23 protein-coding genes and 1 tRNA gene are annotated in these 26,816 nt (G+C 63.7%); 14 read left to right on the forward strand and 10 right to left on the reverse strand.

Features of this window, described 5'->3' with window-relative positions; translation table 11 throughout:
• Nucleotides 1-12: 12 nt before the first annotated feature.
• Both ACFX5Q_RS09480 and thrC read right to left on the reverse strand, forming a co-directional pair.
• Nucleotides 13-1,305, reverse strand: a complete 1,293-nt coding sequence (locus ACFX5Q_RS09480) for a pitrilysin family protein (protein ID WP_120014271.1) — start codon at nucleotides 1,303-1,305, stop codon at nucleotides 13-15.
• Nucleotides 1,306-1,319: 14 nt separating this feature from the next.
• Nucleotides 1,320-2,717, reverse strand: a complete 1,398-nt coding sequence (thrC, locus tag ACFX5Q_RS09485) for a threonine synthase (protein ID WP_404277228.1) — start codon at nucleotides 2,715-2,717, stop codon at nucleotides 1,320-1,322.
• Between the two features lie 128 nt (nucleotides 2,718-2,845).
• Between thrC and ACFX5Q_RS09490 the strand changes: the two genes are divergently transcribed.
• A complete protein-coding gene (locus ACFX5Q_RS09490; protein WP_404277229.1) occupies nucleotides 2,846-3,568 on the forward strand; it encodes a hypothetical protein in 723 nt (240 codons plus the stop codon).
• Nucleotides 3,569-3,598: 30 nt separating this feature from the next.
• Here ACFX5Q_RS09490 and ACFX5Q_RS09495 read toward each other — a convergent pair whose 3' ends face one another.
• Nucleotides 3,599-4,288, reverse strand: a complete 690-nt coding sequence (locus tag ACFX5Q_RS09495) for an HAD family hydrolase (RefSeq protein WP_404277230.1) — start codon at nucleotides 4,286-4,288, stop codon at nucleotides 3,599-3,601.
• Nucleotides 4,289-4,479: 191 nt separating this feature from the next.
• Here ACFX5Q_RS09495 and ACFX5Q_RS09500 point away from each other — a divergent pair, with 191 nt between their 5' ends.
• Complete coding sequence (locus tag ACFX5Q_RS09500; RefSeq protein ID WP_404277231.1) at nucleotides 4,480-5,613, forward strand: site-specific DNA-methyltransferase; 1,134 nt, start codon at nucleotides 4,480-4,482, stop codon at nucleotides 5,611-5,613.
• 1 nt (nucleotide 5,614) lies between these two features.
• Here ACFX5Q_RS09500 and ACFX5Q_RS09505 read toward each other — a convergent pair whose 3' ends face one another.
• Entirely contained in the window at nucleotides 5,615-6,229 is a 615-nt protein-coding gene (locus ACFX5Q_RS09505; protein ID WP_404277232.1) for an HAD family hydrolase, read from the reverse strand.
• Nucleotides 6,226-7,419 carry an A/G-specific adenine glycosylase gene (gene mutY / locus ACFX5Q_RS09510; RefSeq protein WP_404277233.1) on the reverse strand — a complete coding sequence of 398 codons (1,194 nt, stop codon included), beginning with the start codon at nucleotides 7,417-7,419 and terminating at the stop codon, nucleotides 6,226-6,228. The genes ACFX5Q_RS09505 and mutY overlap by 4 nt, the downstream gene beginning before the upstream one ends.
• 48 nt (nucleotides 7,420-7,467) lie before the next feature.
• On the opposite strand from mutY, the gene ACFX5Q_RS09515 reads away from it, so the two are divergent.
• The 3 genes from ACFX5Q_RS09515 to smc all read left to right on the forward strand — a co-directional run bounded on the left by ACFX5Q_RS09515 (nucleotide 7,468) and on the right by smc (nucleotide 12,430).
• On the forward strand, nucleotides 7,468-7,977 hold the full coding sequence (locus ACFX5Q_RS09515; protein WP_404277234.1) for a DUF721 domain-containing protein: 510 nt from the start codon (nucleotides 7,468-7,470) through the stop codon (nucleotides 7,975-7,977).
• 142 nt (nucleotides 7,978-8,119) lie between these two features.
• A complete protein-coding gene (locus ACFX5Q_RS09520) occupies nucleotides 8,120-8,863 on the forward strand; it encodes a DsbA family protein (RefSeq protein ID WP_404277235.1) in 744 nt (247 codons plus the stop codon).
• Nucleotides 8,864-8,971: 108 nt separating this feature from the next.
• Nucleotides 8,972-12,430, forward strand: coding sequence for a chromosome segregation protein SMC (gene smc / locus ACFX5Q_RS09525; RefSeq protein WP_404277236.1), 3,459 nt, complete (start codon nucleotides 8,972-8,974; stop codon nucleotides 12,428-12,430).
• A gap of 50 nt (nucleotides 12,431-12,480) precedes the next feature.
• On the opposite strand, the gene ACFX5Q_RS09530 is transcribed toward smc, so the two are convergent.
• Together ACFX5Q_RS09530 and ACFX5Q_RS09535 are read right to left on the reverse strand one after the other, a co-directional pair.
• Nucleotides 12,481-12,555, reverse strand: a tRNA-Gln gene (locus ACFX5Q_RS09530).
• Nucleotides 12,556-12,676: 121 nt separating this feature from the next.
• Nucleotides 12,677-13,021, reverse strand: a complete 345-nt coding sequence (locus tag ACFX5Q_RS09535) for a VOC family protein (RefSeq protein WP_404277237.1) — start codon at nucleotides 13,019-13,021, stop codon at nucleotides 12,677-12,679.
• A 249-nt stretch (nucleotides 13,022-13,270) separates the two neighbouring features.
• Between ACFX5Q_RS09535 and ppdK the strand changes: the two genes are divergently transcribed.
• The 3 genes from ppdK to ACFX5Q_RS09550 all read left to right on the forward strand — a co-directional run bounded on the left by ppdK (nucleotide 13,271) and on the right by ACFX5Q_RS09550 (nucleotide 18,121).
• Nucleotides 13,271-15,955, forward strand: a complete 2,685-nt coding sequence (gene ppdK / locus ACFX5Q_RS09540; RefSeq protein WP_404277238.1) for a pyruvate, phosphate dikinase — start codon at nucleotides 13,271-13,273, stop codon at nucleotides 15,953-15,955.
• 105 nt (nucleotides 15,956-16,060) lie between these two features.
• A complete protein-coding gene (locus ACFX5Q_RS09545; RefSeq protein ID WP_404277239.1) occupies nucleotides 16,061-17,251 on the forward strand; it encodes a glycosyltransferase family 9 protein in 1,191 nt (396 codons plus the stop codon).
• A 132-nt stretch (nucleotides 17,252-17,383) separates the two neighbouring features.
• Nucleotides 17,384-18,121, forward strand: coding sequence for a polysaccharide deacetylase family protein (locus tag ACFX5Q_RS09550; protein WP_404277240.1), 738 nt, complete (start codon nucleotides 17,384-17,386; stop codon nucleotides 18,119-18,121).
• Nucleotides 18,122-18,184: 63 nt separating this feature from the next.
• On the opposite strand, the gene ACFX5Q_RS09555 is transcribed toward ACFX5Q_RS09550, so the two are convergent.
• Both ACFX5Q_RS09555 and ACFX5Q_RS09560 read right to left on the reverse strand, forming a co-directional pair.
• Nucleotides 18,185-18,574 (reverse strand): DUF427 domain-containing protein, encoded by a 390-nt coding sequence (locus ACFX5Q_RS09555; protein WP_404277241.1) that lies wholly within the window; start codon nucleotides 18,572-18,574, stop codon nucleotides 18,185-18,187.
• Between the two features lie 125 nt (nucleotides 18,575-18,699).
• Nucleotides 18,700-19,056 carry a hypothetical protein gene (locus tag ACFX5Q_RS09560; protein ID WP_404277242.1) on the reverse strand — a complete coding sequence of 119 codons (357 nt, stop codon included), beginning with the start codon at nucleotides 19,054-19,056 and terminating at the stop codon, nucleotides 18,700-18,702.
• Nucleotides 19,057-19,241: 185 nt separating this feature from the next.
• On the opposite strand from ACFX5Q_RS09560, the gene ACFX5Q_RS09565 reads away from it, so the two are divergent.
• A complete protein-coding gene (locus ACFX5Q_RS09565) occupies nucleotides 19,242-20,870 on the forward strand; it encodes a fatty-acid--CoA ligase (RefSeq protein ID WP_404277243.1) in 1,629 nt (542 codons plus the stop codon).
• A gap of 82 nt (nucleotides 20,871-20,952) precedes the next feature.
• Entirely contained in the window at nucleotides 20,953-21,738 is a 786-nt protein-coding gene (locus ACFX5Q_RS09570) for a DUF1499 domain-containing protein (protein ID WP_404277244.1), read from the forward strand.
• Nucleotides 21,739-21,809: 71 nt separating this feature from the next.
• Here ACFX5Q_RS09570 and ACFX5Q_RS09575 read toward each other — a convergent pair whose 3' ends face one another.
• Nucleotides 21,810-22,808 (reverse strand): LacI family DNA-binding transcriptional regulator, encoded by a 999-nt coding sequence (locus tag ACFX5Q_RS09575; RefSeq protein WP_404277245.1) that lies wholly within the window; start codon nucleotides 22,806-22,808, stop codon nucleotides 21,810-21,812.
• A gap of 213 nt (nucleotides 22,809-23,021) precedes the next feature.
• Here ACFX5Q_RS09575 and ACFX5Q_RS09580 point away from each other — a divergent pair, with 213 nt between their 5' ends.
• The 4 genes from ACFX5Q_RS09580 to ACFX5Q_RS09595 are packed head-to-tail and all read left to right on the forward strand — an operon-like array spanning nucleotide 23,022 to nucleotide 26,797.
• Nucleotides 23,022-24,065 (forward strand): ABC transporter substrate-binding protein, encoded by a 1,044-nt coding sequence (locus ACFX5Q_RS09580; protein ID WP_404277246.1) that lies wholly within the window; start codon nucleotides 23,022-23,024, stop codon nucleotides 24,063-24,065.
• A gap of 29 nt (nucleotides 24,066-24,094) precedes the next feature.
• Nucleotides 24,095-25,132, forward strand: coding sequence for an ABC transporter ATP-binding protein (locus ACFX5Q_RS09585; protein WP_404277247.1), 1,038 nt, complete (start codon nucleotides 24,095-24,097; stop codon nucleotides 25,130-25,132).
• Nucleotides 25,129-26,013, forward strand: a complete 885-nt coding sequence (locus tag ACFX5Q_RS09590; RefSeq protein WP_404277248.1) for an ABC transporter permease — start codon at nucleotides 25,129-25,131, stop codon at nucleotides 26,011-26,013. Before ACFX5Q_RS09585 ends, ACFX5Q_RS09590 begins: the two co-directional genes overlap by 4 nt.
• Nucleotides 26,006-26,797, forward strand: coding sequence for an ABC transporter permease (locus ACFX5Q_RS09595; RefSeq protein WP_404277249.1), 792 nt, complete (start codon nucleotides 26,006-26,008; stop codon nucleotides 26,795-26,797). Before ACFX5Q_RS09590 ends, ACFX5Q_RS09595 begins: the two co-directional genes overlap by 8 nt.
• The last annotated feature ends 19 nt before the right edge of the window (nucleotides 26,798-26,816 follow it).

Here is a 26,816-nt window from a genome sequence, read left to right on the forward strand (position 1 = left end):
GCTTGGGAGGTCTTAGACGGCGAGCTTGCGGGCCGTCGTCTGCGTGCCCGAAAGCGAATCGAGGATCGCCTCATAGGGCGCAAGCGTACCCACGGGGCCGACGGCGGTGAGCGTCGGCTTGGTCGAAAACAGTCGCGCCGACAGGTCGGTCAGCCGCTCGATGGTCAAGGCCGAAAGCCGCTCCATCAGTTCTTCCTTGGCGATCGGCCGGCCGAACAGGAGCAGTTGCCTCGCGATCTGCGAGGCGCGGCTGGCCGGGCTTTCGGCCGACATGATCAGCCCCGCGCGATACTGCGCCCGGGCCCGGTCGAGCTCTTCTTGCAGGATGTTTTCGCCTGCCTTCTGCAACTCGTCGATGATGACGGGCACCAGCTTGGCGATGTCGCTCTGCCCGGTCGCGGCATGGACGCCGAAGATGCCGGTGTCGGAAAAGCCCCAGTGGAAAGCATAGACCGAGTAGCACAGGCCGCGCTTTTCGCGGACTTCCTGGAACAGCCGGGACGACATGCCGCCGCCGAGGATCATCGACAGCACCTGCGAGGCGTAGAAGTCGCGCACATGGTAGGCGCGGCCCTCGAAGCCGAGCACGATCTGCGCATCCATCAGGTCGCGGTCCTCGCGGAAGTCGCCGCCAACATATTGCGCATATTGCGGAATGTTGCTCTCGGCCTTGGCGCGGAAGCCGCCCAGATGCTTCTCGACTTCGCGCACGAAATTGTCGTGCTTGATGTCGCCGGCGGCCACGACCACCATGCGCTCGGCGCCGTATTGGCGCTCGATGAAATTATGCAGCTGCTTGGAGGTGAAGGACTTGACGGTCTCCGGCGTGCCGAGGATGGAGCGGCCGATCGTCTGATGGCGGAAGGCGGTTTCGGTGAAACGGTCGAAGACGATGTCGTCGGGCGTGTCGTGCGCGGCGCCGATCTCCTGCAGGATCACATGCTGCTCGCGCTCCAGCTCCTCCGGGTCGAATTCGGACTCCTGCAGGATGTCGGCAAGGATGTCGACCGCCAGCGGCACGTCGTCGGAGAGCACCCTGGCGTAATAGGAGGTCGTCTCGACGCTGGTGGCGGCATTGATCTCGCCGCCGACATTCTCGATTTCCGAAGCGATTTCGAAGGCGGTGCGCCTTTTCGTACCCTTGAAGGCCATATGCTCGAGCAAATGGGCCATTCCGTGCTCTTCTTCGCGCTCATTGCGGGCGCCTGACTTGACCCAGGCACCAAGGGCAACGGATTCGAGACTTGGAAGGGTTTCGGTTGCGACTGTCAGGCCGTTCGACAGACGGCTTACCTCAACACCCATATGGCTAGTACTCCCTAACGCGCCGCCCGCGTGTGGCGTGTAACATAATCTTCCACCATTTTCAGGTCGGATGGAAGTACCGTGTATTTTTCGTCGGCTGACATCAAGGAGCCTAACCATGCGGGCAGGGCCGGCGACACGCCGCAGGCCTCTTCGACGGCGGCCGGAAACTTGGCTGGATGCGCGGTGCCCAGCACCACCATCGGGATGGCACTGACGGCCTTGCCGACCGCGACATGCATGGCCGCGGCTGTGTGCGGATCGAGCAGATAATTGCTGGCTTCGAGCGTCGAGCGGATAGTGGCGGCGACCTCGCCGACATCGGAGCGGCCGGCGTCGAATTCGGCTCTGATCCTGGCGATTTCGCCTGTTTCGATGGTGAAGGCACCGGACTGCTTGAGCCCGTTCATGTAGCGACGCACTGTCGCGGCATCGCGGCCTGCCGCCTCGAACAGCAGGCGCTCGAAGTTTGACGATACCTGGATGTCCATCGACGGCGATGTGGTGGCGAAGACGCCCTTGGTGCGGTACTCGCCGCTAGCAAGCGTGCGCGCCAATATGTCGTTGTCATTGGTGGCGATGATCAGCCGCTCGATCGGCAGCCCCATCCTCTTGGCGGCATAGCCGGCGAAGATGTCGCCGAAATTGCCGGTGGGCACGGTGAAGGACACCGGCCTGTCCGGCGCGCCGAGCGACAGCGCGGAGGAGAAATAATAGACGATCTGGGCCATGATGCGGGCCCAATTGATCGAATTGACGCCCGACAGCGAAACCCGGTCGCGAAAACCGTGGTCGTTGAACATGTCCTTCACGAGGCCCTGGCAGTCATCGAAATTGCCTTCAAGGGCCAGCGCATGGACGTTGGCGGCGGTCGACGTCGTCATCTGGCGCTGCTGCACCGGCGAGACCTTGCCGTGCGGGAAGAGAATGAAGATGTCGGTGCGGTTGCGCCCGGCAAAGGCGTCGATGGCGGCACCCCCGGTGTCGCCGGAGGTTGCGCCGACGATTGTTGCACGCTGGTCGCGCTCGGCCAGGACATGGTCCATCAGCCGGGCTAGCAGCTGCATGGCCACGTCCTTGAAGGCCAGCGTCGGGCCGTGGAAGAGTTCCAGCACGAAGGCATTGGCGCCGGTCTGCACCAGTGGGCAGACGGCCTCGTGACGGAAGGTCGCATAGGCTTCGCGCACCAGTTTCTCGAACACTGGCGCCGCGATTTCACCGCCGAGGAACGGCGTCAGCACGCGGATGGCGAGGTCGGGATAGGCAAGGCCGCGCATGGCGCGGATATCGGATGCCGAAAACTGCGGCCATTCGCGCGGCACATAGAGCCCGCCGTCGCGCGCCAGCCCGGCCAGCACCGCGTCGGAAAATCCAAGCACGGGCGCATCCCCGCGGGTACTCACATATTGCATCGTCACATTCCGTTCTTGCCGGGCGTTTCATTCACCGCAAGGTGGTTAATTTTCCGAGCCGGATCAGTCGCATTTTTGCCGCGCGGTTGATATACGTCACCAGCTTTGCGAGAGGGAAGTGCAGTTTCATGGCGTTTTATTCGTTCAACAACCGCTTTGTCGCGGGTCTGGCGCTCACCGGCTTTATGCTTGCCGCCGCCGGTTGCCAATCGAGCGACAATGGCGTTCTCAACCTCGGCTTCGGCAAGAAGGACACCCAGGCGCCACCCCCGCCGCAGGATCCCAAAGTGCTCGCCAGCCAGTTGCGGGCCTACTGCCCGAAGGTGACGTTGCGCGACGGCACGGCCTTCTTCAGCACCTATGCCAAGGGCTCCGCCAAGCCCAGGAAGAAGACCGACGCCGCCCAGGATGCCGCGGCTGCCGCCCAGCCGGCGCCCGACGGCACCATCGTCGATCCCGATCGCGATCCCGCCAAGGTCATCTACCAGGCCTCGATCACCGACGTCACCCGCGACTGCAGCAACGCCAACGGCCAGTTGTCGATGAAAATCGCCGTCGCCGGCAAGGTCGTTCCGGGACCGATGTTCGCGCCGGGCACGATCACCATGCCGATCCGCGTCGCGGTGATGCATGGCACCGAGGTGCTCTATTCGCAGATCCATCCCTATCAGGTCCAGGTCACCGACCCCTCTGCCGCCACGCAGTTTGTCTTCACCGACCAGAACGTCGTAGTGCCGGAGCCGACAGCGCAGGATTACCAGGCCTTTGCCGGCTATGACGAGGGCGCCCCGAAAGCCGCGACGAACAAGCCGAAGGGCAAGAGGAAGAGAGCCGCCCCCGCGACGAACTGACCCGCTTAAAAGCGGCTGCGGACTGCCCTTTCAGGCGTCCGCGGACCACTCAGACAAAGCGGCGATCACGCTTTTCAGCTCCGTCCAGCGGCGAATGACGGTTTCCGCGCCGGCCTCGGTCAGCGCGTCGGCATGGCCGGGATAGCTGTGCCCGGCGCCGGTGAAGCCGATGACGCGCATGCCGGCCGCCCTGGCGCCGGCGACGCCGTGCACGGAATCCTCGATGACGAAGGTGTTTTCCGGCTTCGCGTTGAGCTTTTCGGCGGCAAACAGGAACACGTCCGGAGCCGGTTTGGTTTTGCCGGTCGGTGTTTCCATCGCCGAGAAGATGCGGCCAGCGAAGAACGGCAGCAGATGCACTTTGTCCAGCATGAACTCGATCCGCTCGGAGCGTGAGTTGGAGCAGATGCAGCGCGGCACGGTCACCGCCGCGACCGCTTCGCGCACGCCGTCGATGGCGCGCACATCGCTTCGCAATTTGCGGTCGACCAGCTCTTCGGCACGGTCGATCAGCGAGACCTGGAACGGGATGGCGGACTTCTCCTCGACCCGCATCATGATGTCCTTGAAGGTCAGCCCGGCATAGGTCTCGGCAAGTTCCTCCGGCGATATCTCATAGCCGGCCGAGGTCAAAAGCTCGGCTTCGATGCGCGCGGCGATGATTTCGGAATCGACGAGCACGCCGTCGCAATCGAATATGACAAGGTCTGGCTGGGGCATGGCAATCCGAACAAGGGAAGGATGGTGGGCGGCCCGACAGGGCTCAGGCGGCGCGGCATACACCAACAGGCCGGGCTTCGCAAATTAACCGGACCTAGGCGGCCGAACCGGTTCCGCCCTTCACCGAATATTTACGCTGATCGGTAACCATAACAGGAAGTAAAACAGTAACGCGTGCCTTGGGTGTAACAATGTCAGCCGTGCGTCTTCTCGACGAGCTTTCCCACGCTCCCCAGCAATCCGAATGGCTGGACACGATCCTGAAGGGCGACTGCGTTGCGGCACTCGACCGGCTGCCCGAAAAATCGATCGACGTCATCTTCGCCGATCCGCCCTACAACCTTCAGCTCGACGGCGACCTGCACCGGCCCGACCAGTCCAAGGTCGACGCCGTCGACGACGATTGGGACCAGTTCGAGAGCTTTGAAGCCTACGACGCGTTCACCCGCGCCTGGCTGCTGGCGGCGCGCCGCGTGCTGAAGCCGAACGGCACCATCTGGGTCATCGGCTCCTACCACAACATCTTCAGGGTCGGCGCCCGGATGCAGGACCTCGGCTTCTGGATCCTCAACGACGTCATCTGGCGCAAGACCAACCCGATGCCGAACTTCCGCGGCCGCCGCTTCCAGAATGCGCACGAGACGATGATCTGGGCCTCGCGCGACCAGAAGGGCAAAGGCTACACCTTCAACTACGAGGCGCTGAAGGCATCCAACGACGACGTCCAGATGCGCTCCGACTGGCTGTTTCCGATCTGCACCGGCGGCGAGCGGCTGAAGAACGAGAACGGCGACAAATTGCATCCGACGCAGAAGCCGGAAGCGCTGCTGGCCCGCATCATGATGGCCTCGACCAAACCGGGCGACATCGTGCTCGATCCCTTCTTCGGCTCCGGCACCACCGGCGCGGTGGCAAAACGCCTTGGCCGCCACTTCGTCGGCATCGAGCGCGAGCAGGCCTATATCGATGCCGCCAACGAGCGCATCGATGCCGTCCGGCCGCTGGACGGCGAGGATCTCACCGTGCTTACCGGCAAGCGCGCCGAGCCGCGCGTTGCCTTTGTCAGCCTGATCGACACCGGTCTTATGCTGCCCGGCGCCACGCTCTATGACGCCAAGAAGCGGTGGGCGGCCAAGGTGCGCGCCGACGGCACCGTGGCCATCGGCGATAGCGCCGGCTCGATCCACAAGATCGGCGCCGAGGTGCAGGGGCTGGACGCCTGCAACGGCTGGACCTTCTGGCACTATGAGCGCAGCGGCGGCCTCACCCCGATCGACGAACTGCGCCGCATTGCCCGCCTCGGCATGGAGCGGGCAGGGGCCTGATTCAGCTCACCTTGATCCCAAGGCGCTCGAGGTCCGCCTTGAGCGTTTCGGCGTCGGTGAACAGCACCGCCTGCCAGCCGGCAGCCTTGGCGCCGTCGACATTCTTCTGGCTGTCGTCGATGAACAGCGTCGCTTCGGGTTCGAGGCCGAACGCGGCGACGTGATGATCGTAGATGGCGCGGTCAGGCTTGATCTGGCGGATGTCGCCCGACACTGTCACGCCGCGCGGATGGTTCAGAAAATCGAAGCGCTGCCGGGCTTCGGCAAGCGTGTCGGTGGCAAAATTGGTCAGCATGGTCACGTCATGGCCAGTGTCGATCAGCTTCTCCATGATGGCGACGCTGTCGTCATAAGCATGCGGCACCATGTCGTGCCAGTGGCGGCGGAAATTGCGAATATTTTCAGCATGATCGGGGTGTTCGGCGATCAGCAGCGCCTCCGCCTCTTCCCAGGTCCGGCCACGGTCCTGCTCGATGTTCCAGTCGCTGGTGCAGACATTGTCGAAAAACCACTTTCTCTCTTCGGCATCCGGGATCAGGCGGCTGAACGGGATATTCGGATCGTAATGGATCAGCACTCTGCCGATGTCGAAAACGATGTGGCGGATTTCAGTCATGCAGGCCTCTTTGCGGTATGTGGCGACGGCTTTTTCGTCGCGCCGGGTATCGCAGCCTCGATTGCCTTTTTCATGACAGTCGGCAACGCCTCGCCTGAAATGTCCGATGGCAGCGACCAGAAATGGCCGGCTGGGGTGTCGCCGCTCATCTGCGCATGAAAGACGTCGAGTTCGAGCGCGAAATGGGTGAAAACATGCGCGATCTGCCCGGCACGCCGCCAGTCGGCGGCAAACGGCGCCGCAGCCGCCGTAGTCGCGCCGTCCATCCGCGCCGTCCAGGCCGTTGTCGGCACCTCGGTCATGCCGCCGAGCAAGCCCTTGTCCGGGCGCTTGCGCAACAGGATGGCGCCGTCGCTTCTGACTGCCACGAACGCTGCTCCGCGCCGCAAGGGTTTTTCCGCCTTCGGCAAGCGAACCGGGAAGCGTTCGGGATCGCCTGAAAGAATGGCGCTGCAATCCGCCCGCAGCGGGCACAGCATGCAGCGTGGCCTACGCGGCGTGCAGATCGTCGCGCCGAGATCCATCATCGCCTGGGCGAAGTCGCCCGGTCTTTTGTCCGGAACCATGCGCTCGACAAGCGCGCGGATCTCGCCCTTCGCTTCGCTGAGAGGCGTTGCGATCGAAAACAGCCGGGAGACGACCCGTTCGACATTGCCGTCGACGACGGCCGCCGGTCGGTCGAAGGCAATCGCCGCGATCGCCGCCGCGGTATAGGCGCCGATCCCCGGCAGTTCCCTGAGGCTAGCTTCGCCGTCCGGAAAGCTGCCGCCACGCCGCGCCACGAGATCGGCGCAGGCCTTGAGATTGCGCGCCCGTGAATAGTAGCCGAGCCCGGCCCACGCCTTCATCACGTCTTCCGTCGACGCAGCGGCCAGAGCCTCGACATCAGGCCATTTCTCGACGAAAGCGCGAAAATAGGCTTTGACCGCCTCGACCGTGGTCTGCTGCAGCATGACCTCGGACAGCCAGACGCGGTAGGGATTGGGTTTTGTACCTGACGCCAGCGCGCGCGGCGCAATGCGCCACGGCAATTCGCGGTGATGCGCGTCGTACCAGGCAAGCAGGTGGGGCGCGATCCCACCAGATCCAGCTTTGCTGGTATCTCCCGACGCAGCTTTGCTGCTGTCCTCGGAGGCGGCCTTGCCGCTCTCCCCGGATGCGGTCTTGCGAGGCTGGGCGAGCGGTGCCATTGATCGGAACTGACCTGGCTAGGTTAGGGTGGTGACTGGAGAACGCACATGGCAGGGAAAAAGCCCTTCGGCAATCCCGTTCCGGTGAGCGATCTCGCGACCGAGATCCTTGATCCGGTGCTGCGCAAGCGCGCCGGCATCTCGATTGGGCTGGTCCAGTCATGGGAGGAGATCGCCGGACCCCGGCTTGCCGGCCGTTCGCGCCCCGAGAAGATCCAGTGGCCGCGCCGCCTGCATGAGGACGATCCATTCGAGCCGGCGGTGCTGGTCATCGCCTGCGAGGGCATGGCCGCGCTGCATTTGCAGCACGAGGCCGGCGAGATCATCAACCGCGTCAATGCTTTCCTCGGGTTCAATGCCATCGGCCGCATCAAGATCCTGCAGAAGCCGGTGCTGACCGAAAAAGCCCGGCCGAAACCGGCTCTCAGGCCGCTGACATCAGCCGAGAAGGCCAAATTGTCCGATACGGTCGGTAAGATCGAAGACGATGGCTTGCGCGCCTCGCTGGAACGGCTCGGCGCCACTATTCTTGGCGAAAGGAAACCGCGCGGGTCATGAACGCGTCATCTATCTCGCGCATTCGTGATCATGCATATAGTCTTTGGCGATTGGAATGGGGACAGCGATGCCTTAATTCGCGCTAACTCTCGCCTTTTCTAGCCTTTGCATTGCAAAATCCAACTATTGTCAGGTGATTCGCATGAACCGTTCCCCGTTTGGCCAAAGCTTGTCTCGCAGAAACCTCTTGTCTTCGCTGGCCGCCGTTCCGGCTGTGGTTCTGCTTGCCGCTTGCAGCGACTCGGATGAGGAGGCCAAAGCGGCGGATGTGAAGCCTGCCGCTCCCGCCACCCCTGCGACACCAGCCACGCCGGCCGCCGTCAAGGTGCCGGAAGCGCAGGGCACGGTCGACATGGCCGAACTGCTGAAGCCCGGCGCGTTGCCCGACAAGCAGCTCGGCAAGGACGACGCCAAGGTCACCATCGTCGAATACGCCTCGATGACCTGCCCGCATTGCGCGCATTTCAACGAGACGACCTTCCCTGAGTTGAAGACGAAATACATCGACACCGGCAAGGCCCGCTACATCCTGCGCGAATTTCCGTTCGATCCGAGCGCCGAGGCCGGTTTCATGCTGGCGCGCTGCGCCAAGGATAACTATTTCCCGATGGTGGACGTGCTGTTCAAGCAACAGGCCAACTGGGTTGGCGTCAACAACACCAAGGACGCATTGCTGCAAATCTCGAAGCTCGCCGGTTTTACACAGGAGTCCTTCGAGGCCTGCTTGACGGACCAGAAACTTCTGGACGATGTGAGAGCGGTCCAGAAGCGCGGCGCCGATGAATTCAAGGTCGACTCGACGCCGACCTTCTTCATCAATGGAAAGACCTACAAAGGGGCGATGTCGATTGAGGAAGTGTCGGCCATCCTCGACCCTCTGCTCTGACGTCCAGGCAGCGCCGAAGCGGCTGCGCTTCGGCGTGCGCACGCCTATGCCTTGCCGCGGGTTCAACCGCGGAATACTTCTGCTGAAACGGCTTGCGGGGCGGCGCGAATGAAGTTTTCGCGCCTTCGCCTTCTCGGTTTCAAATCCTTCGTCGAACCCGGCGAGTTCGTCATCGAACGCGGCCTGACCGGCATTGTCGGGCCGAACGGCTGCGGCAAGTCGAACCTCGTCGAGGCGCTGCGCTGGGTGATGGGCGAAAGCTCCTACAAGAACATGCGCGCGTCCGGCATGGACGACGTGATCTTTTCCGGCTCGGGAACGCGCCCGGCCCGCAACACCGCCGAAGTCACGCTTTTCCTCGACAACAGTGACCGCACCGCGCCTTCGGCCTTCAACGACGCCGATGAGCTGCAGGTGTCGCGCCGCATAGAACGCGAGGCCGGCTCGCTCTACCGCATCAATGGCAAGGAAGCCCGCGCCAAGGACGTGCAGCTTCTGTTCGCCGACCAGTCGACCGGTGCCCGCTCGCCCTCGATGGTCGGGCAGGGCCGCATCGGCGAACTGATCCAGGCGAAGCCCCAGGCGCGCCGCGCTCTGCTGGAAGAAGCGGCAGGCATTTCCGGCCTGCACACGCGTCGCCACGAGGCCGAGCTTCGGCTGAAGGCGGCCGAGCAGAACCTGGAACGGCTGGACGACGTCGTCGGCGAGTTGGAAAGCCAGATCGAAAGCCTGAAGCGCCAGGCGCGCCAAGCCTCGCGCTTCAAGAACCTGTCGGCCGACATCCGCAAGGCCGAGGCGACGCTGCTGCATCTGCGCTGGACGCTGGCCAAGACCCAGGAAGGCGAGGCGCGTTCGGCGCTGGCGGTTGCCACGACGCTGGTCGGCGACCGCGCCGCCGCCCAGATGGCGGCCGCAAGGGAGCAAGGCATCGGCGCCCACCGGCTGCCAGATCTGCGCGACGCGGAAGCTGCCGCTGCCGCTGCCTTCCAGCGCCTGTCGATCGCCAAGACGCAGATCGAGGAGGAGGCGGGCCGCATCCGTGCCCGCCAGGCCGAACTCGAGCGCCGGCTGCAGCAGCTTGACGGCGACATCGCCCGCGAGGAGCGGATGGTGCGCGACAACGCCGATATCCTCGAACGCCTTCGCACCGAGGAAGCTACGCTCAATTCCGAAAATGCCGGTGCCGCCGAGCGCGAGGCCACCACGCGTGGCGCCTTTGAGCAAGCGGCAGCCACGCTCTCGCAGAGCGAAGCGAAGCTTGCCGCGCTGACCGCCGAACGCGCCGAAGCGGCCGCCTCGCGCAACCAGATCGAGCGCACCTTGCGCGAGACCGCCGAGCGGCGCGACCGCTTCGCCCGCCAGCTTGCCGAGGTCGACCGCGAGCTGTCAGAGATAATTTCCAAGGTCGCCGGCCTGCCCGATCCCGCCGAGAAGCGGCTTCTGGTCGAGGACGCCCAGGCGCTGCTGGAACAGGCCGAGGCCAATGCGATATCGGCCGAACAGGCCGTCGCCGAGGCGCGCGCGGCCGAAAGTGCCGCCCGCCCGCCGCTGCAGGATGCCAAGGCCGAGTTGGCGCGCATCGAGACCGAAGCCCGCACGCTGGCGAAGATTTTGAATGCCGCGAGTGGCGATCTCTTCCCCTCCGTTCTCGAACAACTCAGCGTCGAGCGCGGCTATGAGACAGCGCTGGGCGCAGCGCTTGGCGAGGATCTCGACGTGCCGCTCGACCGCAGCGCCCCTGTGCATTGGGGCGAAAGCCAGGTTCAGCCCGGCGATGCCGCGCTGCCGGAAGGCATCAGGAGCCTTGCCAGCGTGGTTCGTGCCCCGGCACAGCTTGCCCGCCGCTTGGCGCAGATCGGCATTGTCGACGCCGCGGACGGCCGGCGGTTGCAGGCCCTGTTGGCTCCGGGACAGCGGCTGGTCAGCCGTGAAGGCGCGCTGTGGCGCTGGGACGGGCTGACCGCCAGCGCCGACGCGCCGACCGCGGCCGCGCAGCGGCTGGCCCAGAAGAACCGGCTGGCCGAACTCGACGCCGAGGCGGTCCAGGCGACCCTCGTCCTGCGCGAGGCCGAAGTAGCCCTTGCCTTGGCCGAGCAGGCGCTTCGCCAGACGAGCGAGGCCGAGCGCAATGCCAGGCAGGCGGGCCGTGATGCCCAGCACGGACTGGACGCCGCCCGTAACGTGCTGGCCGAGGCCGAAAAGGCCGGCGGCGAACTGGTGAGCCGGCGCGCTGCCCTCGACGAGGCGCGCGCCCGCGTCGTCGACAGCCATGAAGAGACGGCGGCCGCCTTCGTCGAGGCGGAAATGCTGCTGCAGAGCGCGCCCGATCTTGGCGACCTGCAACTGCAGCTCGAACAGTCCTCGGCCAATGTCGCAAAAGACCGTGCCACTCTGGCCGATGCGCGTGCCGTCCATGAAGGGTTGCGGCGGGAAGCCGAGGCGCGTGCGCGCCGCCTCGAAGCCATTGGTGCCGAACGCCGCAACTGGCTGGAGCGGGCCGAGAACGCCTCGACCCAGATCGCCGCCCTTGGCGAGCGCAAGGCCGAAGCCGAGACCGAGCGCGAGCGGCTGGCCGACGCGCCCGACGAGATCGATGCCAAGCGGCGCGCGCTGCTGTCGCAGCTCGCCGAAGCCGAGTCGCTGCGCCAGGCGGCGGGCGATCGCCTGCAGGAAGCCGAAAACAAGCAGGCCGAACTCGATAAGGCCGCAACGGCGGCGATCCAGTCGCTGGCCGAAGCCCGTGAATCCCGCGTCCGCGCCGAGGAGCGACTGACGGCGGCCGACGAGCGGCGGCTGGAGGTCGAGGCGCGCATTCAGGAAACGCTGAACACGCCGCCGCATCTGGTCATCCGCCATACCGGACTGGAGGCCGACGACCCGATGCCCGAAATGGCCGAGATCGAGCGCCAGCTCGACCGGCTGAAGATCGAACGCGAACGGCTCGGCGCTGTCAATCTGCGCGCCGAGGAAGAGCAGAAGGAACTGTCCGACCGGTTGGAGACCATCGTTTCCGAGCGCGAGGATATCATCGAGGCGATCCGCAAGCTCAGGCAAGCGATCCAGAGCCTGAACCGCGAGGGACGCGAGCGGCTGCTCGCCGCCTTCGAGGTGGTCAACGGCCATTTCCAGCGGCTGTTCTCGCATCTGTTCGGCGGCGGCACGGCCGAACTCCAGCTGATCGAATCCGAAGATCCGCTCGAGGCCGGGCTCGAGATCCTCGCCCGCCCGCCCGGCAAGAAGCCGCAGACCATGACGCTGCTCTCCGGCGGCGAGCAGGCGCTGACGGCGATGTCGCTGATCTTTGCCGTCTTCCTCACCAATCCGGCGCCGATCTGCGTGCTCGACGAAGTCGACGCGCCGCTCGACGACCACAATGTCGAGCGCTTCTGCAATCTCATGGACGAGATGGCCAAGACCACCGAGACGCGCTTCGTCATCATCACCCACAACCCGATCACCATGGCGCGCATGGACCGGCTGTTCGGCGTGACCATGGCCGAGCAGGGCGTCAGCCAGCTGGTCTCGGTCGACCTGCAAGCCGCCGAGGCGATGCGCGAGGCGAGCTGAGGTGGCCGGGCGAGCAGCCCGGATTTGATCTCATTTTTTGTTGGCAGGTTTGGCTGGGGCGCCAGGATTCGAACCTGGGAATGTCGGTACCAAAAACCGATGCCTTACCACTTGGCGACGCCCCAATAGCCATCAGAGTCGCTTGTGCGGCGCGTTATTAGCAGAGCAGCCAAAAAGCACAATGGCAATGAAGGGTGGTGTCGCCCACCTGATTTCGCAGTCCACAGCCGCGGCCAGGAGCGGCGTCTACTCGCTCCAGACCGCCATTTCGTTGCCGGCCGGATCGATGAAATGGAAGCGCCGGCCGCCCGGGAACGAGAAGATCGGCTTGATGATGGTGCCGCCGGCATTTTCGACGGCGGCGAGCGTTTCTTCCAGATCCTGGGAATAAAGCACGGGCAGCGGTTTGGCTGGGGCTTCGCCGGCATCGGCCTGAAAACCGCCGTCGAGCCCTTCGGCAAAGGCCGAATAGGTCGGCCCGTAATCGGTGAACGACCAGGAAAAGGCGGCGCTGTAGAAAGCCTTCACACTGTCCAGCGTACCTCCGGTCGCCGGCATTTCCAGATAGTCGAGTTTTCCGGTCAGTTTCATGACGCCGCTCCATACAATGTTCTTGTTATGTTCTATTCCGTTACCTCCGATGCCGCAAGTCTTTTGACGCAGCCTTCGCTTTAATCGGTTGTAGGGGTTTTTCTTAATCGATTGTAGGCGCTCGCCGACTTTGCCCTGCCTTGCCTTTCGCAGTGCAGCATCATATCGCTCGATCTAAGGCGCGTCGGAACCTGGGCCATCGTCCAGGTTCCGCCGATCTTTCCAATCTCCGGCATCTGGAGGGCGAGCATGACCAAGTGGGTTTACACCTTCGGCGATGGCGCGGCGGAAGGCCGTGCCGGCGACCGCAACCTTCTGGGTGGCAAGGGCGCTAACCTGGCCGAGATGTGCAGCCTCGGCCTGCCGGTGCCGCCTGGCTTCACCATCACCACCGAGGTCTGCAACGCCTATTACGCCAACGGCCGTACCTATCCGGCTGAGCTGGAATCAAATGTCACGGTGGCGCTGGACCATATCGGCCGGCTGACCGAGCGCCGTTTCGGCGACCCGTCGAAGCTGCTGCTGGTTTCAGTGCGCTCAGGCGCCCGCGCCTCGATGCCCGGCATGATGGACACCGTGCTCAATCTCGGCCTCAACGACGAGACCGTCGAGGCGCTGGCCGCCGATTCCGGCGATGCGCGCTTCGCCTATGACAGCTACCGCCGTTTTATCCAGATGTATTCCGACGTCGTCATGGGCCTCGACCATGACGTGTTCGAGGAGATCCTCGAGGACCAGAAGGCGAGCCTCGGCCACGAACTCGACACCGAACTGACGGCGCTGGAATGGCAGGGCGTGATCGCGCTCTACAAGGCCAAGGTGGAGGAGGAGCTCGGCAAGCCGTTTCCGCAGGATCCGAACGAGCAGCTGTGGGGCGCGATCGGCGCGGTGTTTTCGAGCTGGATGAACAACCGCGCCATCACCTACCGGCGCCTGCACGACATACCCGAAAGCTGGGGCACGGCGGTCAACGTCCAGGCCATGGTGTTCGGCAATATGGGCGATACCTCGGCCACTGGCGTCGCCTTCACCCGTAACCCTTCGACCGGCGAAAAGCAGCTCTATGGCGAATTCCTGGTCAATGCGCAGGGTGAGGACGTCGTTGCCGGCATCCGCACGCCGCAGAACATCACCGAAGCTGCCCGCATTGCCGCCGGCTCCGACAAGCCGTCGCTGCAGAAGCTGATGCCGGACGCCTTCCAGTCCTTCGTCACCATCTCCGACAGCCTGGAAAAGCACTACCGCGACATGCAGGACCTCGAATTCACCATCGAGCGCGGCAAATTGTGGATGCTGCAGACCCGCTCCGGCAAGCGCACCGCCAAGGCGGCGCTCAAGATCGCCGTCGAGATGGCCAGGGATGGCCTGATCACCAAGGAGGAGGCGGTCGCCCGCATCGATCCCGCCTCGCTAGACCAGCTGCTGCATCCGACCATCGATCCGAAGGCCGCGCGTGACGTGATCGGCATCGGCCTGCCGGCTTCGCCGGGCGCCGCCACCGGCGAGATCGTCTTTTCCTCAGGCGATGCCGAGGACGCCAAGGCGCAAGGCCGCAAGGCGATCCTGGTGCGGATCGAGACCAGCCCCGAGGACATCCACGGCATGCACGCCGCGGAAGGCATCCTGACCACGCGCGGCGGCATGACCAGCCATGCCGCGGTGGTGGCGCGCGGCATGGGCAAGCCTTGCGTGTCCGGCGCCGGCTCGCTGCGCGTCGACTACAAGACCGGCACGCTGATGGCGATGGGACAGACCTTCCGCAAGGGCGACATCATCACCATCGACGGCGGCAACGGCCAGGTGCTGAAGGGCGCGGTGCCGATGCTGCAGCCCGAACTGTCCGGCGATTTCGCCGCCATCATGGAATGGGCCGACGCCGCGCGCCGCATGAAGGTTCGCACCAATGCCGAAACCCCGCTCGATGCGCGCATGGCGCGCTCCTTCGGCGCCGAAGGCATCGGTCTCTGCCGCACCGAGCATATGTTCTTCGACGGCGACCGCATCGTCGCCATGCGCGAGATGATCCTGGCCGACACCGAGAAGGACCGGCGCGCCGCCCTTGCCAAGCTGCTGCCGATGCAGCGCTCGGATTTCCTCGAACTGTTCGAGATCATGGCCGGCCTGCCGGTGACCATCCGCCTGCTCGATCCGCCGCTGCACGAATTCCTGCCCAAGACTGAAGGCGAAGTGGCCGAAGTCGCCGCCGCCATGAACGTGTCGCCGGAAAAGCTCAGGCAGCGCACCGAAGCCCTGCACGAGTTCAATCCGATGCTCGGCCATCGCGGTTGCCGCCTGGCTGTCTCCTATCCCGAGATCGCCGAAATGCAGGCGCGCGCCATCTTCGAGGCCGCCGTAGAGGCCGGCCAGAAGGCCGGCGCGCTGGTGGTTCCCGAAATCATGGTGCCGCTGGTCGGCCTGGTGAAGGAGCTAGACTACGTCAAGGCGAGGATCGATGCCGTCGCCAAGAGCGTCATGGAAGAGACCGGCATCAAGATCGACTATCTCACCGGCACGATGATCGAACTGCCGCGCGCCGCGATCCGCGCCCATGTCATCGCCGAGGCGGCCGAATTCTTCTCCTTCGGTACAAACGACCTGACCCAGACCACCTTCGGCATCTCGCGTGACGATGCCGCCTCGTTCCTGGAGACCTATCGCCAGAAAGGCATCATCGAGCAGGATCCGTTCGTGTCGCTCGACATAGACGGCGTCGGCGAACTGGTGCGCATGGCGGCCGAAAAGGGCAGGGCGACCAGGCCCGAGATCAAGCTCGGCATTTGCGGCGAGCATGGCGGCGATCCCGCTTCGATCCGCTTCTGCGAGGAGGTCGGTCTCGACTATGTGTCGTGCTCGCCCTACCGCGTGCCGATCGCCAGGCTGGCCGCCGCGCAGGCAGCGGTGCTGGTGGCAAAGGCATCTGCGCCGCGCGCCTGATGGCCGCGACTATTGCCATGGATGACCGATCGATGACTGTCGATTGGCTCCGGCTGCGCGGTTGCCAACTTACGATTTTGTGAGCAAAGTCACGCGAAGTTGCGCGTGACGGTCCTCAATCTCGACATCGTTTCCGCCCAGTTTCCCAAGCCCGACCCCCGGTGCCCGAAACAGATGCTACAGTTTTCCCCCGCTCCCGTCCGCTCGATCCTGATCCTCCAGACCAAGTACATGGGCGATATTGTCCTCGCCTCCACGCTGGCGAAAAACCTGCAGCTCGAATATCCGGGCGTCGGGATCGTATTCCTCTGCGAGGCGCACTTCGCAAGTTTCCTTACCGCCCACGGCATAGCCTCCGACGTCGTCACCTTCAGCCGCGCGCGCCTGCGTGGTTCACCGCTGCAACGCGGGCGTGAGCTCTATTCGATGGTGCGCAGGCTGCGTCAGCACCGCTTCGACATGACGATCGACCTGAGCGATTCGAAAACCTCTCGGGTCGTCGTCAGGCTCGTCAACGCCAGGACCAGGGTAGGCTATCACCCGACTGACAGGCCCTTGCGCTGGTACGAGCGCAATCCGGCAAACATTCGGGTCACGCGGTTCGGCTACGGTGAAAGGCACTATCTCTACCGCTACCTTTCGCCGCTGGAGGCGCTTGAGATCGATCTGCGCGTCAGAACGCCTTCGATCAAGCCGCTGCCGCTGGAAACGGCTCGCGTCCAGGACTTACTGAACAGGCACGGGCTCCGGCGAAACGCCTTCGTCGCGGTGCATGCCGGAGCGAGCTTCCGCGGTCGGCAATGGCAGCCGGAGCGCTTCGCCGCCGTGATTGACGAAATCTCGCGCGAGACCGGGCTGGACTTCGTGCTTGTCGGCGGCCCGGACGAGCGCAAGCCGGCTGAACGGATCGTCGCCGGGACCGCATCGGCCGTCGTCAACCTCGTCGGCGTCCTGTCGCTCGAAACGCTGCTGGCATTGCTGGAGGAAGCGCGGCTGTTCCTCGGCAATGAGAGCGGCCCGATGCATATGGCCGCTGCGGCGGGAACCCCTGTTGTTGGCCTTTTCGGCCTGACAAGGCCAACACGCTGGGCGCCGGTCGGCGCGCCGAGCATTTGCCTCCAGCCTTCCATGCCGTGCGAATGCGTGGCGCGCGATCTGTGCCGTTCGCCGGACCCAAGCAAATCCTGCTGCGTTTGGCGCCTGGAGGTCGAGCCTGTCATCGAGGCCGTGCGCGAAATCCTGGCGCAGACCGACGTCGCTGTGCAACCGCCACCCGTGGTTCGCGCCACTCGCTGACAAGTCACACGCCAGGAAATTGTCGCCACGGCCGCTTTTGGCATGCGCGCCGTCCCGATTTTCGCCTTGATGCGGGTCTTCTTGGCGCGGCTCCCGCAGGGATCCGCTTCTATATCTGTCCGGAAATCAATCATGCGCCTGCTCGGAAAACATCTTTGCGCGATAGCGATCTCGGCCTGCACCGTGTCGGCAGGTCACACCGCACCGCTTCTCGAACCTACGCTGCATTTGACGCCGCGGGCCGGCAGCGGCCGCGTGGCGCTGACGCTGGACGCCTGCGGCGGCCAGACCGACACCAGGATACTCTCGGCGCTGGTCGACAACAGGATCCCGGCGACGATTTTCGTCACCGGCATCTGGCTGAAGCGCAATGAAGCGGCGATCGAGATCATGCGCGCGCACCCCGATTTGTTCGAACTGGAGAACCATGGCGGCCGCCATATTCCGGCAGTCGACACGCCGCGAAAAATCTATGGCATCCGCAGCGCCGGCAGTCCCGAGGCCGTGCTGGCCGAAGTCGAATCGGGCACCGCAGCCCTCGCCCGCACCGGCGAGCCGGCGCCGAAATGGTTTCGCGGGGCGACCGCCGAATACAGCCCATCCGCCATCGCCATGATCCGCAAGCTTGGCTTCAAGATCGCCGGCTTTTCGATCAACGGCGACGGCGGCTCTTTGCTGGGTGCGAAGGAAACCGCCCGGCGCATCGCCGCCGCCAAGGATGGCGACGTCATCATCGCCCATATCAACCAGCCCACCCATGCCGCCGGCGAAGGCGTGGTGCAGGGCCTGCTGTCGCTCAAGCAAAAGGGCCTGACCTTCGTGCGGCTCGATGAAGCCGATGGCGTAGGCAATGACGGCACCACCGACTGATCGGATCAGCCTGATTTGAGTCTCAACGCATGCACCCTTGGGTGAGTGCTCGACTCGGAACGCTTAGGCCGGCGTGGCTTCGATCGTCACCTTGCTGGGATAAAAGGCGCCGTGATTGCGGATCTCCGTCATCTCGTCGAAGGGGCGCTCATAGGCCCACATCGCGTCCTTGCCGGCCTCTCCAGCCGGCAGTGCGCTCCAATAGCTGGCATCTCCCTTGTAAGGGCAGTGCGTCGAGTGCTCGGTCTTGGCCAACCGGCTGAAATCGATGTCGTCGAAGGGAATGTAGAGAACCTGAGCATAGGGCGGCTCCGACAGGAGCTTTGCGGTCGTCGACGTGGCGATCACCGTTTCGCCGGCACGCACCCTGACAGTGCCGTGATAGGGCTCGATGGTGATCACCTTGTCAGGATTGCGCTGGAAGCCGGGTGCGGGATTTGCGATCTTGTCCATTGGCGGGTTTTCCTTGTCCGGCATGGGGCGCCGTCCGGAATAGGTGTGTCGGGCAAGCGCCAAGTGCAAGGCCAAGCCAAATCCACGCCTGGCCCGCGGTCAACTAGCCTTGTCCCGAGAAACTTTCAGGCTGCGGTCTTGAACACATCCATCAGCCCGGCATAGGCGGCAGCGATGCCGGCCACCGGATTGGTGCTTCTCGACGCCGTCTCGACCTTCAGCGCGCCGCCGACCGTTGGCAGGGTCAGCAGCAGGAACTGGCGGTTGCCGCCATCTCCCACGCATGCCGCTGCGACATGCTGGCCTTCGCCGCCATTGTCGACGCACATCTTGAACAGCAGCGTGCCGCCGACCGCCTCGAGGGCGCCGCCGACAACCTCGACGAATTCATCTTCGGAGACGGTTTTGGCGTCAGGCACCAAATCGGCCAGACTTTCGGCAAGTGTGTTTTCAAGTGCCTTGTCGTCGAGCTGCGCGTCCATGCGAACCTCTTCCATTCGCCAATCGCACCCCTACCCATTAACAGAGCTTAACGCCGACGATGGCCGGATTGTGGCGGTTTTCCTTGTCATTTCGGCCAATGCACCGGGATGGCTGGACAATCCGTCGGTTCGTCCCACAATGGGGCAAAAGCGTAGACGTGAAAAAGCGCAGGGGAGGAACAGACATGCTCGGATTGATGCAGGAATGGCCGCTGCTTTGCCACAAGCTGATCGACAATGCCGAACGCCAGCATGGCAGCCGCGAGATCGTGTCGCGATCGATCGAAGGGCCGATCGTGCGCACCACCTACGCCGAAATCCACCGCCTCGCCCTGAAAGTGGCGCAACGGCTTGAGCGTGACGGTTTCGCGCTTGGCGACCGCATCGCGACGCTGGCCTGGAACACGGCACGCCATATCGAGGCCTGGTACGGCATCATGGGGATCGGTGCGATCTATCACACGCTCAATCCGCGGCTCTTCCCCGAGCAGATCGCCTGGATCATGAACAACGCCGAGGACAAGGCAATCTTCGTCGACCTGACATTCGTGCCGCTGCTGGAGAAGATCGCCGGATCGGTCAAATCGCTGAAGCGTGTGATCGTGCTGACCGACAGCGCGCACATGCCCGAGACGGCATTGCCGAACGCCGTCGCCTACGAGGAATGGCTGGCCGAGACGGACGGCGACTTCGCCTGGAGGACCTTCGACGAAAACACCGCCGCCGGCATGTGCTACACTTCGGGCACGACGGGCGATCCCAAGGGCGTTCTCTACAGCCATCGTTCGAACGTGCTGCACGCCATGATCGCTGCCATGCCCGACGCCATGGGCATCTCGGCCCGCGACACCATCCTGCCGGTGGTGCCGATGTTCCATGCCAATGCCTGGGGCCTTGGCCAGAGCGCGCCGATGATCGGCGCCAAGCTGGTGATGCCCGGCTGCAAGATGGACGGCGCCTCGATCTACGAACTGCTCGATACCGAGAAGGTGACCTTCAGCGCCGCCGTGCCGACCGTATGGATGATGCTGCTGCAATATCTGGAGGAAACCGGCAAGAAACTTCCCCATCTGGGCAAGGTCGTCATTGGCGGCTCGTCCTGTCCGCGCGCAATCACCAAAAAATTCCAGGACAGTTACGATGTCCAGGTCATCCATGCCTGGGGCATGACCGAGATGTCGCCGCTCGGCACGCTGTGCACCATGAAGCCGGACTATGAAGGGCTGAAGGGCGAGGCGCGGCTCGATATCCAAGGCAAGCAGGGCTACCCGCCGTTCGGCGTCGAGATGAAGGTGACGGATGACGACGATAAGGCAATGCCCTGGGACGGCAAGACCTTCGGGCGTCTCAAGGTGCGCGGGCCAGCCATCGCACGCGCCTACTATGGCGGCGTCGGCGCCGAGCAGTTCGACGCCGAAGGGTGGTTCGACACAGGCGATGTCGCCCATATCGATCCGGGAGGCTACATGCAGATCACCGATCGCGCCAAGGACGTCATCAAATCGGGCGGCGAATGGATATCGACCATCGATCTCGAAAACCTCGCCGTCGGTCATCCCGATGTCGCCGAGGCGGCGGCCATTGGGGTTGCGCATTCCAAATGGGGCGAGCGGCCCTTGCTCGTCGTCGTGCGCAAGCCCGGCAAGGAGCCGAGCAAGACCGATATCCTCGATTTCATGAACGGCAAGGTGGCCAAATGGTGGATGCCCGACGACGTCGCCTTCGTCGGCGAAATTCCGCACACCGCCACCGGCAAGATCCAGAAGATCACCTTGCGCGAGCAGTTCAAGGACTATCGCCTGCCGACGGATTGATGGGCATGATGCGCCTTTCGGCTTCAAGCCTGAGCCAAAACGTTTTAAGTCTCGGTTCGGGTTTGGGGTGGTGCGGCTGAGAATGGTTAGTATTCCTGAACGACAGACGTCGAGGGCGGCCGGCTGGTCGCGGCGCACAGCGTCCTTTTCGCTGGTCCTGCTGCTCACAGTGCTCGTCGGCCACCGATTCGACCTCGTCGAAACGCCTGTTTTCCTCTGGGTATTGGCGATCGTCGCGCTGCTCGCCGCCTTTGCCCTTTTGTTCGCCGGACTTGCCTTCTCCAGGCTGTGGAATTTCGGCGACCGCGGCGGCCGCGATCTCTCCGTCGGCGCCCTGCTGGCGCTTCTGGTGCTCGCCCCTTACGGCGCCGCCGCCTATTGGGCGACGATTTCGCCGCCGTTGAGCGACATCTCGACCGATTTCGACGATCCGCCGGCGATCGACACGTCTGACCGCACCAAGGGCATGAACGTTCTATCGACGCCGACGCCAGGCGAGCAGATCCTGCAAGGCGATGCCTATCCTTTAGTCACCAGTCGCAGCTACAATTTGCCCTTCGAAACCGTCGTCGATGCAGTCGAGACCGTGCTCGACCGGCGCGACTGGCAGCTTCAGGCGCCATATCCTGAAACCGACGGGCAAAGCGAAGTGACGATCAATGCGCTCGCCAAAAGCTTCGTGCTGAGCCTTCCGGCCGATGTCGCGATCCGTGTGACCGACGACGGCGACACCGTCGTCGTCGACATGCGGTCCGCCTCGCGCTACGGCCAATACGACCTCGGCGACAATGCCGCCCGCATCGTGGAATTCCTCGGCGAACTGGACCAGGAGGTGGCCGGCCAGGTGGGCGCCGCACCGGCCGAGTGATGTCCAGAACACCTTGCCGCCGATCGGAATCGCCTGGGGCCGCAGAAATGCGGTTTGAATCTGCTGGCGGACTATTCGGCCGGCTCGAATCTGCCTTCCAGCAGGATTGTCGCGATCGGCCCAAGCGGATTGGCGATCTGGCTCTCCAGGATCTCGATGAGCTTGTGCCCGACATCTGCCATGTCGACGGAATGAACGCCGATCTTCGCCGGCAGGAACCGCGCCAGACGCGTGTTGTCACGGGTGACGATATGGATGTCGCGGCCCGGCTCAAGACCGCGCCTGCCGAGCGTGTGCAACGCTCCCAGAAGGCCCAGTTCGTTGGCGCATGCCAAGCCCGTCGGCGGATCTGCCGATGCCAGCAGGCGATCGAACCAGGCCGCGCTCGATTCCATCGTGAATGTCCCGTCACCGATCAGCGACTGGTCGATCGGGATGCCGGCCTCGGCCATCGCCCTTCGATAGCCGGCGAGACGCATGGCGCTCGCCTGATCTTTCTGCACGAGAAGTTGTAGGGCAATGCGTCGACAGCCCTTGTTCATCAGCCGCCGGGTCGCGTCGTAGGCGATCTGCTCATTGTCGATGTCGACATAGGGATACACGATGTCCAGGTCGGTTCTTCCAAACGCGACGAAAGGTATGCGCTGATCCAGCAGCAGCTTGACGCGCGGATCGCCCGAGACCATGCGCGTAATGATCAGGCCGTCCGCGCTACGCGCCTGAAGCAGGCGCTGCACGCTGTCGACGGGATCGTCGTCGGGCGTGGTGGAATAGATCGACAGGCTGTAGCCTGCCTGCCGCGCTGCCAGCGTCATGCCTTCGATCAAGGGAAGCTTCGCTAGATCGGACAGGTAGTCGCGTGTTTCCATCGGCAGCACGGCCGTCAGCGTCAGGGTTTGTCCGGTCTTGAGCGCGCGGCCGAAATGGTTCGGGACATAGCCGACACGCTTGGCCACCTCCTTGACCCGCGCCACGGTCGAGGGATGCACTTCCGGCCCGTCCTTCAGGGCGCGCGATACCGTGGTCACTGAAAGGGAAAGTTCCGCCGCGATCTGTTTTAGATTGGACATGTCGCCCGACTGATTTTGCGAAAGCGCCGGCTGATTTTGCTGAGCGTCGTAACGTTACCGGATTCGACCCGAGGATTAAATACAGGCCCCCGAAACTGAACGAGTCCGCCTGAATGCCACTTGACTCCGAGGCGTTTAACGACAATCGTAACGTTACGATTTCAAAAAAAGCCCACCTAAGGCGATATTTCGACCAATCCTGGAGGAGAACTCATGTCTAGGCTACTACGCATTTCGCTGGCAGCGATCGCAGTCTCGGCTGCCGTGCCCGTCTATGCCCAATCAGTCACCATCACGACCGCGGGCGGCGACTATGGCAACGCCATGAAGGAGGCCATGTGGGCCCCCGCTGCAAAGGAACTTGGCTATGATGTCCGCGAGGAGACGCAGAGCGACGGCCTGGCTGCACTGAAGATGCAGGTCACCGCGGGCGCGGTCACCACCGACATCATCCATCTCGGCTCACCGGAAGGCGCGCAGGCGGCCGCACAGTCGCTGCTGGAGCCGCTCGACTACAAGATCATCGAGCCCAACTCCGTGCCGGCCGGCGCAAGGTCCGACTACTGCTATCCGTTCGACTCCTATGGCACCGTCATGTCGTGGAACACCAAGACCTATGGCGAGACTCCGCCGAAGACCTGGGCGGAGTTCTGGGACGTCGCCAAATTCCCGGGCCGTCGCGCGCTGCGCGCCAATGCGCAGGACCTGATCGAAATCGCGCTGCTCTCCGATGGCGTGGCGCCGGCGGACGTCTATCCCGTGCTCAGCACGCCGGAGGGCCTGGATCGCGCCATCGAGCGGCTTGAAGCGATCAAGCCAAACGTCTCGGTCTGGTGGACCTCGGGAGCCCAATCCGCGCAGTTGCTGAAAGACGCCGAGGCGGATCTGGTCGTTACATGGAACGGACGGGCGCAAACCGTCAAGGCGGATGGCGGCGCGGTTGACTACACGTTCAAGGGTTCCGTCATCGGCACGGACTGCCTTGGCGTGCCGAAGGGAGCGCCGAACAAGGAAGCGGCCATGAAGCTGATCGCGGCGATGACGCAGCCCGCGCGCGTGGCCAAGCTGACCGATTTCATCGCCTATGGTCCGGTCAATCCTGCTGCCTACGAGGGTGGCCTCATCCCGAACGACCGTTTGAAGACCCTGGCGACCGCGCCTGAAAATGCCGGCACTTCGGTGTTCTCGAACGCGGACTGGTGGGTCAAGAACGGCGAGGCCGCCCAAAAGGCCTTCGACGAAATGATGAACCACTGAGTCGCGAATTCATCCGCTTCGAGCCCGTGATGAAGTCGCTCCCGATCACCATCGACAGCGTGCGCAAGGCCTATGGGTCCTACGTCGCGCTGGACGATGTCTCGCTCGACGTTCGGGCTGGCGAATTCCTCACTTTGCTGGGGCCGTCCGGGTCGGGCAAGACCACGCTGCTCATGGCTCTGGCCGGTTTTGTCCGTCCCGATTCCGGCAAGCTCCTGTTGGCGGATCGCGACATCACCCGCCTGGCCCCCAACAAGCGCGACATCGGCATCGTATTCCAGAACTACGCCCTGTTTCCCCACATGAACGTCCTGGCGAATGTCGAGTATCCGCTAGCGCTGCGCAAGACGCCGAAAGCCGAGGCCCGGCAGCGGGCGCTTGACGCTTTGGCCCGTGTGAAGCTGGAGGGCCTGGCGGAGCGCAACATCGCCGCACTGTCCGGCGGCCAGCGCCAGCGCGTGGCGCTGGCGCGGGCCATCGTCTTTGAACCACGCGTGATGTTGATGGACGAGCCGCTGTCGGCGCTCGACAGGAATCTGCGCGAAACCATGCAGTACGAGATCCGGCGTCTGCACGATGATCTGGGGATCACCACGATCTATGTGACGCATGACCAGCGCGAAGCGCTGACCATGTCCGACCGGGTTGCGGTGATGAATTCCGGCCGCATCCAGCAGATCGACACACCGCAGCAAATTTATGATCGTCCATCGACCCGCTTCGTCGCTGAGTTCATGGGCGAGGCCAATATTCTGGTCCCGGGGTCGGTGCGCACAATCGACGGCGGCGGTGCGTCGCGCGAGACCCTGATGATCCGCGCGGAAAGCTTCCACCTTGATGTCAAGCTCGCCGGGCAAGATGGAGTGGCGCTTGAGGGAACGCTGCGCGCCAAGGCGTTTCGCGGCGAGAACTGGCTTTTGACGCTGGCGCCCGACGCTGGGCAGGAGGTTCTTGTCTGCATTCCGTCGGCGCTTGCTGGCGGCTGCGCCGAGCTTGCCGCCGGTCAGCGGCTGACCGTATATGCCTCGGCAGCGAAAGTTCACGCGATACCGGGAGCAACAGCGTGACCGTCGCCGTCGATTCCGCGCTCGCGGCCGATGCGCGAAGCGAGCGGCGTTTCTTCCTTGCGCTGTCACTCCCGGCGCTTTTCATCGTTGGACTGGCGGCGATACTGCCCATCCTGTGGATCATCCGGCAATCCTTCCTGACCACCGGTGGTGACTATACGGTCGGCAATTACGAGAAGGTGCTTTCGAGCGGGCTGACATGGTCGGCACTGGCAACAACCGTTGAGCTGTCCCTGGGCACGCTGGCGTTCTGCATCCTTCTCGGCACCCCCCTGGCGCTCGCTCTGGCCAGTGCTCGGCCAAGGGTGGCCAATGTGCTGATGGCCTTCGTCATGCTGCCGTTGTGGACTTCCATTCTGGTGCGCACCTATGGCTGGCTCGTGCTGTTGCGGCGCGAAGGCCTGATCAACGCGGCTTTGGAAGGTTCGGGCCTGACAGCGGAACCATTGCCGCTGGTTAATAACTTCACCGGAACGCTGATCGGCATGGTTCACTACATGCTGCCGCTGTTTCTGCTGCCTGCCTACGCCGCGATGCGCGATATCGACGCCAACCTTGTTCGCGCGGCGGCGAGCATGGGAGCCACTCTCGGGCACGTCATCCGCACAGTCATTCTGCCGCTTTCGGCGGGCGGCATCTTCTCGGGTTCTATGATCGTCTTCATCTACACCATAGGTTTTTTCATCACGCCGGCGGTGCTTGGCGGCGGCAAGGTAAATCCTCTCTCCATCCGGATCGAGCGCACGCTGTCGACCTTCCAGGACTGGGGGTCGGCGAGCGTCCTGGGCATTCTGCTCTTCGTTCTCATGGCGCTGATCGGTGTTATGTTCCTGGCGGCACGGCGACTGATGCGCAACAAAGTGGGCGCGGCCCATGCTTGAAGCCTATCCGGACAACAAGCTTGCCCTCATCCTCCTGTGGGGCTTTTCCGCGCTCGTGATGGCGTTCCTGATGCTGCCGACGCTGGTGGTCGTGCCGCTCTCCTTTTCAGCGTCCGATCTTCTCGAGTTTCCGCCACGCGCATACTCGTTGCGCTGGTACGAGAATTTCTTCGGTTCGACGACATGGATGGCCGGGCTCAGGACGAGCCTGATCCTCGGGACATTGACGGCGATGGTCGCAGTGCCCCTGGCGCTGCTGGCCTGCATCTCGATCATCCGGATCGGCGGAAAGACCGCCTTGGCCATTCAGGGCGTTCTGCTCACCCCCTCCATCGTGCCGGGGATCCTGCTTGCCATCGGCCTGTTCTTCGTGCTGGCGGCGCAAGGTCTGGTCGGAACGCTGTTTGGCGTGCTGGTCGGACATGTGGTGCTGGCCATTCCGGTCGCGTGCATTGTGCTGTTGCCCGCTCTGGCCCGCTTTGACTGGAACCAGGTCCAGGCGGCGCGCAGCCTTGGCGCGGACTGGGCGAGGGCCATTGGCGGAATAATTGTTCCGCAACTCCGGATCAGCCTGTTGTCGGCGACATTGATGGCCTTCCTGACCTCGCTGGACGAGTCCGTCATTTCGATCTTCGTCGCAAGCGGCCGCAACAGCACGCTGCCGAAGCTGATGTTCCTGTCGCTGCGCGATCAGATCGATCCGACCATCGCGGCGATATCAACATTGTGGACCGCCATTGTCGTGGTCGTCGTTCTGATCGTGACCCTTCGCCAAGAATCCTGACCGAGACTGGAAACATGCC

Origin of the sequence: Mesorhizobium sp. IMUNJ 23033, from assembly GCF_044778005.1 — a bacterium.
In the GTDB taxonomy this organism is placed as follows: domain Bacteria; phylum Pseudomonadota; class Alphaproteobacteria; order Rhizobiales; family Rhizobiaceae; genus Mesorhizobium; species Mesorhizobium amorphae_A.